The sequence below is a fragment of the Paenibacillus sp. 01L418 genome, from assembly GCF_056400045.1.
Genome location: NZ_JBFTSN010000480.1, coordinates 1 through 4,461 on the forward strand (window position 1 = coordinate 1; position 4,461 = coordinate 4,461).

A 4,461-nucleotide genomic window follows, 5' to 3' on the forward strand; every position below is an offset into this window, starting at 1 on the left:
GAGCAGAACATTCCTGAAATGCACAAAACGTTGAATGCACTTCAAGGTACCGCCTATGATGATCTCGTCAAAGGGGCTAATCGGAGCCTTGTGCATAAGGGGAATAAATTTATTTGCAACCCAACTAAGGTTGAGGATCACCATGCCATTTTGCCAACGAATCGTAAAGCAAATGGACTCAGCCCTGATGAGCAAAAGCTGTATGATTTGATCGTGCGAAGGTTTTTGTCGCAATTTTATCCAGCTGCTGAATATAAGGTTCACACCGTCTTGACTGAGGTAGAGAACGAAATGTTCAAAACGACAGTTAAGGAGCTTCTTAGCTTAGGATGGAAGGTCATCTATGCTGACCAGAAGAAGGAGAAAGCAAAACCTTCAGCCAAAAGCAAGGATAAGGAAGAAGCAGAGGACGAAGAAATTGAAGTAAATGAGCCTTTCTCCATATCAGCAGATGCAGGGATTATCTGTTCGGATGCCATTGTGAAAGAGAAGGACACACAGCCTCCCAAGCATTACACGGAGGGTACACTGCTTAAAGCAATGGAGAGCGCAGGCAAACAAATTGAGGACGAGGATGTCCGAGATGCAATGAAAGATTCAGGATTAGGTACACCAGCTACGCGTGCAGCTACGATTGAGCGGCTGAAAAACGTTGGTTATGTGGAAATGCAGGRCAAAAAAATACAAGTTACACAAAAAGGTCGAACAGCTATTGAGCTGATTCGTGGTGCTGGTATTGATTTGCTTACCTCTCCTGAGATGACGGGGTTGTGGGAGCGACGATTGAACGAGATATCCAGAGGAACTGCTTCGGATGGACAATTCATGGAAAATGTAAAAAAATTCGCGACGATGATCGTGGACAAGGTTCGCGTTCAATCACGAGCCGCCAAAACATCATTTGAGAGTGAAGCTCCTGCTTCCGGCAAAGGCTCTGGCGGAAAGTCAGGTACAGCGACTCGCACCCGTACAGCCACAACTAAAACGGCTGGAGCGGCAAAAAAAGCGGCATCGGCTGCGTCTAGTGTATCAGGCAGCCCGACTGTCATTGCCACTTGCCCAAGGCCAGGCTGCGGCGGTTCCATCTTTATGGGGCGCAAAGGCTATGGCTGTTCTCACTACAAGGAAGGCTGTAAATTCGTTATATGGAAAGAAAGCTTTGGCAGGAATTTGACGGATACTCAGGTGAAAGCTTTAGTCGAGAAGGGGAAGACGACTAAGCTGAAGCTTGAGCTTCCGGATGGAACGCCTGGAGAAGGAAAAATAGTGCTTAGAAATGTGGGTACCGGAGAACTGGCAATCGAACAGTAGAGGCCATTTTTCTCACATAGCAAAAACCCGAATTCGTCAGAAGCATCAAGGACGAATTCGGGTTTATTTGATTTTGTCTTTCCTTTATCGATTAACGTACCCGTGAATAGCGCCAGGGACATCCTTTAGATGATCCAAGGTTAAAAAAGCGCCTTTTGGTTCCACTTCAATCTGAATGATGTTATATTCCCATTCGGTTATCGCACGCATATGAATAGCGTGAATACCTGCTGTTAATGCAGGAACAACATCCGTTCGAATGGAGTTGCCAACCATCCACGTACTGTTGCGATCGAAGACACCATTGGACAAAATGGTTTCTAGTGCGTCGCTATTTTTGACGCGTCGAATGTAGATGCGGGAATCGAAATAACGCTCCAAGTTTAATTTCTCAATCTTGCGACGTTGAATGGGCATCTCGCCCCCCGTATAGAGATGAAGCTCATGGCCGGCCTCCGCTAGTGAGAACAACGTTTGTTCCATATTTGGATACGGCTCGGTATCGTGCTCATATACACTTAAGCCAAGCTTCCATAGAAAGTTTTCTTCATTTGTTGATCTCTTGCGACCAGTCAAATGAGAGAAGTGAATGTAAGTATCAACAAACGATTGTGGGAAATGCTCGCTTTTAAATCCGAATACGGCTACGCCGGCAATATCAATCTCCATTTGCTTGTCTCGGATGGCTTGTATTGAAACGAGGGGAGAGCTGCCAAACCAAGTGGTCATCGCATCAATAAATTGATCAATGACCAAGTAAAAGTATTTATTGCAGTGAATTAATGTATCGTCGAGGTCAAACATAATTTGTTGCTTCATGTATACGATCTCCTTTGCAAAACTTGAAACTGTATGATCAATCTACCGCAAGTGGCAGGGTCGAGTCAATGTAGGGTGTAAGAGAGGGACTGCTTTTACATACATATCCAATAATATCGGCATAATGATAGTGGAGGTGATTGCAATGGCTATCAACAAAAACGGCACTGGAGAATCTCGTCAAAATCATTCTACCTTGCGTGGACAGTCAGGCAAGCTTAAAACCGATAAATTCGCGAAGCGACCTGCGAGCTTAAACGGCATTAACAAACAGCTCCCTTAATGAAGCAAGTTTTTATGAACACAGAAGGAGAGCTTGAATTGCGTCAGCTCTCCTTCTAATCCATGTTATGCATATTTAAGCTGTGAAGCTTTTAATTGATTCTTAATGAAAGCGATACGTCTGCGAACGTAGAAGTCCTTGCTGGCGCCCTTTAAATCTTTGGGAGTGATCACCTCCTCTGCAACATTATCGATGATAATAAGCCGTCCATCGGCGTAAAACTTAAAAGTTAAGTCGCGTCCAAGACGTTCATTCTCTACATATCGGAAATTTTCGCAGATGTTATTCATGGTGATCAGGCCTCCTTCAAAATGTTGAATTCGTCGATCATTAGAACATTTGTTCTTGTTTTTATTATACCAAACATTTGTTTGTATGGAAACTGTTTTTTGTTTAACGTAAACTAGATTCATAGAAGCAGTTGCTGCAAACAGAAGGAGAGCGGAAAATGATCAAAGTAAAGAACTTATCCAGACGTATTCCCGGCGGGCCTAAGGTGCTCGATGATATTAGCTTTGAGGCTTATCCTGGCGACTTTATCGCCATTAAAGGTGATAGCGGAAGCGGGAAGTCCACACTTCTTCGGTGCCTAGCCTTGCAAGAAAAGTGGAGTGAAGGTTCCTATCAATTTGATGGCAAAGATATTTTCAAAGAAGGATTCAAAGGCAAGCTTAAAGTTCGCAGAGAGGTTGCTTATTTGGAAGAAAAACCTTTTCTATTCCCGAACAAGACGGGATTAAAAAATGTTATTATCGGTTCAATTTCACAAACGCCTGCTTGGCGGAGATGGACCGGGATGGTACGTAATGATGATTATATGGGTGCAATGGATATGATCGAAAAACGCGGCCTGCTTGATAAAGCACATCAGAAGGCGAGCACTCTAAGCGGGGGCGAACGTCAGCGTATGGCTATCGCAAGAGCACTCGTTCATGGCGCTAAAGTCATTGCAGCCGACGAGCCGGTTTCGGGACTTGATCCCCATACGGCGGATCAAGTTCTAACTGATTTGAAAGCGCTATGCAAGGAGCAAGGCGTAATTGTGATTGCTGTTATGCATCAGGGGGACTGGGCGGAGCGATTTGCTGATCAGATTCTCGGCTTGAAAGACGGTAAACTTGTTCTTAACGTAAGCGGCAGAAGATTGACTGAACGCGAGAAGGCACTCCTGTGAACGAGATTGAACTACGCCTCATAACAGAAGCTGAGCTCGACGCTGCTATTAAGCTAGAGCAAAAATGCTATTCTCCTGAAGCTGCTGCTACCATGGCAGGGTTTCAATTTCGCTATAAGCATTATCGTTCATTTTTTTGGTCAGCTTGGCTTGGCGACCAATTAGTTGGAATAACAAACGGCATCCGTACTTCACAGACTGATTGCGGTGATGAGATGAAGGGGAATCAAGCTGATTTTTTTGAGGGGAACAACTTTTGCATCCTTACTATCGCAGTTGATGCACATTATCGCGGGCGTGGAATCGGCACATTGTTGCTGAGGAAGCTGATCGAACAATGTAGTTCATCACATATTGAAACCATTATACTGATGTGCGAGGAGCATTTGATTCCGTTCTACGAATCGGAGCAATTTGAGCGTAGAGGGGTGTCTGCTTCTACGCATGGCGGAATCGTTTGGCATGAGATGAGACGTGTAATGCATACAATGGAGCATCTTACCGAATAGGAAGGTGTCTTTCATATGTCATTTCAACCGCCAGTCGTTATCCAAACGGCAAAAGCTGATTTTCCGAAAGCCGAGCTGTCATTGCCTTATGTGAGCGGGGGCAGAAGCGAAGCTGCAGATAAAAAGATCAACCATACGATTCATCATACCGTGCAGCAGATGGTTCATAATCAAGGCTCGCTTGATGATCCGAGAGCGCAGATGCTGGGTTATTTTGAACAGAAAAATAATCAAAAAGATTATCTTAGTCTTTCCTTGTTCAATTATGCCTTTACTGGCGGAGCTCATGGCTTGACGCTTCAGCAATCGCTGACTTTTAAGCAATCGACAGGACAAACCTATACGCTGGCCCAGCTGTTTAAGCC

7 protein-coding genes are annotated in these 4,461 nt (G+C 44.6%); 5 read left to right on the forward strand and 2 right to left on the reverse strand.

The window, feature by feature from the left end; translation table 11 throughout:
- The coding region (locus tag AC1DSE_RS30820; RefSeq protein ID WP_477528739.1) for a type IA DNA topoisomerase at positions 1–1,311 on the forward strand (1,311 nt) is incomplete at its 5' end.
- 84 nt (positions 1,312–1,395) lie between these two features.
- On the opposite strand, the gene AC1DSE_RS30825 is transcribed toward AC1DSE_RS30820, so the two are convergent.
- Positions 1,396–2,130 (reverse strand): HAD family hydrolase, encoded by a 735-nt coding sequence (locus AC1DSE_RS30825; protein ID WP_076265854.1) that lies wholly within the window; start codon positions 2,128–2,130, stop codon positions 1,396–1,398.
- Between the two features lie 145 nt (positions 2,131–2,275).
- Between AC1DSE_RS30825 and AC1DSE_RS30830 the strand changes: the two genes are divergently transcribed.
- On the forward strand, positions 2,276–2,413 hold the full coding sequence (locus AC1DSE_RS30830) for a hypothetical protein (RefSeq protein ID WP_441882397.1): 138 nt from the start codon (positions 2,276–2,278) through the stop codon (positions 2,411–2,413).
- 65 nt (positions 2,414–2,478) lie between these two features.
- On the opposite strand, the gene AC1DSE_RS30835 is transcribed toward AC1DSE_RS30830, so the two are convergent.
- Positions 2,479–2,703, reverse strand: a complete 225-nt coding sequence (locus AC1DSE_RS30835) for a hypothetical protein (protein WP_441882394.1) — start codon at positions 2,701–2,703, stop codon at positions 2,479–2,481.
- A gap of 158 nt (positions 2,704–2,861) precedes the next feature.
- Here AC1DSE_RS30835 and AC1DSE_RS30840 point away from each other — a divergent pair, with 158 nt between their 5' ends.
- The 3 genes from AC1DSE_RS30840 to AC1DSE_RS30850 all read left to right on the forward strand — a co-directional run.
- Positions 2,862–3,587, forward strand: a complete 726-nt coding sequence (locus tag AC1DSE_RS30840; protein WP_477511830.1) for a phosphonate ABC transporter ATP-binding protein — start codon at positions 2,862–2,864, stop codon at positions 3,585–3,587.
- Positions 3,584–4,096, forward strand: a complete 513-nt coding sequence (locus AC1DSE_RS30845) for a GNAT family N-acetyltransferase (protein WP_477511831.1) — start codon at positions 3,584–3,586, stop codon at positions 4,094–4,096. Before AC1DSE_RS30840 ends, AC1DSE_RS30845 begins: the two co-directional genes overlap by 4 nt.
- Positions 4,097–4,111: 15 nt before the next feature.
- Positions 4,112–4,461: PdaC/SigV domain-containing protein (locus tag AC1DSE_RS30850; protein ID WP_477528740.1), on the forward strand; the 350-nt coding region annotated here is incomplete at its 3' end.